The sequence below is a fragment of the Streptomyces sp. NPDC127092 genome (genome assembly GCF_042722475.1).
GTDB lineage: Bacteria > Actinomycetota > Actinomycetes > Streptomycetales > Streptomycetaceae > Streptomyces.
This window is the reverse complement of the sequence record NZ_JBHXFE010000262.1, coordinates 1-1,314: the sequence shown is the minus strand read 5'-3', so window position 1 is coordinate 1,314 and position 1,314 is coordinate 1. Positions and strand designations below refer to the sequence as shown.

2 protein-coding genes are annotated in these 1,314 nt (G+C 71.4%); both read left to right on the top strand.

The window, feature by feature from the left end; genetic code table 11:
- On the top strand, positions 1 to 682 hold a 682-nt coding region (locus ACFWJO_RS39530), incomplete at its 5' end, for a hypothetical protein (protein ID WP_386873106.1).
- Positions 683 to 888: 206 nt separating this feature from the next.
- A complete protein-coding gene (locus ACFWJO_RS39525; protein ID WP_069941739.1) occupies positions 889 to 1,236 on the top strand; it encodes a hypothetical protein in 348 nt (115 codons plus the stop codon).
- Positions 1,237 to 1,314: the final 78 nt, after the last annotated feature.

Below are 1,314 nucleotides of genomic sequence, written 5' to 3'. Positions count from 1 at the left end.
GGACGAGGACGCCCATCGGCGCGTGTACGGGCACATCGCCCAGAGCCGCGTGATGGAGGCCGTGCGCGACTACCGCGCCCACACGGGACGCGGCCTGAAGGACGCCGTCATGGACGTGCAGTCCCTCGCCGTGCATCCGCAGGTCTACTCCGAGCCGGTGCAGGAACCGGACGCCACGTCCGCCGGAGTCGCGGGGCCCGTTCCCGACGACCATGGAGAGCCCCACCGGGACGACGCGGTCCCGGCCGAGACCCCCGGGCCGAAGCGGCCCGGACAGGATTTGAGCGGGCGGAGGGAGCCGGACGCCCAGACGACCGAACGCGAGACCTCTGACGCTGTGGCCGAGGACGACGCCCAGCAGGACACCGACCACGCCTCAGCTGCGCCGCGTCCGACGGCGACGCCCGCCGATGAGCTGACCACCCTGACCGTCCCGGCCGAGTGGACCGCCGCCCCCGCCGAGGAGGAGCTCCCCTTCGAGGTCGAGGTGATGCGGGGGACGGACTCCGTCCGCCTCTCCTCGCAGGACCTGCCGCCGTGGCTGCGCGACCAGCTCTCCGCCATGGTGCGGGACGGCAACCTCGAGTCCGCCGCCGTCCAGCTGTCCAGCCACTCGGAGCTCTCCGTCCCGGAGGCGTACGAGCTGCTGCGCCGCATGCGGGAGCGCCGCGGGGAGGGCTAGTCACCGGCCGGTCGGCATGTCAGGTCGCCGCGCGCAGACGCGAAGAGGGCCGGAATCGCGTGGATTCCGGCCCTCTCTCGCGGAGACGGGGGGAGTCTCCCCCAACCTGCCTGTGACATGGGCGTATGCATCCGGTGACTGTTGCCTAGTCGGGCAGTAGTCGGGATTCTCGGCGCTAGCCGGGGTAGTAGATCGGATCACGGACCATGACGAACACCACGCAGCAGCACGACGCTGGACTCACCGCGAGCGCCGCCACCGGCCACCAGACCGCCACCGGGAGCACGTTGGTCACGCTGGACACGGAGCACACGATCCACCTGGGGGCCGTGGCCCTAGAGTCCCCGGGCACGTCCACCCTGACCGTCTACGGGAAGATCGTCACCACGGAGGCACCCGGGCGTCCCCGCGTTGCGTGGGCCGATGTGCGGGTGGAGGACTCGGAGCTGTCCACGGGTGGGGCGTTCCTCCCGGACGCACGGCAGGCACGGGCGCTCGCGGACTACTTCCTCCGTCTCGCGGACCTGATGGACGTGGAAACGGGCCAGGGGTGAGCGTTCTCCTTCCATGAGGTCCACGCTCGGGGGCTCTTTCCATGGGGTCGGCATCATGGGTCGCCGCCTCCGCTGGGG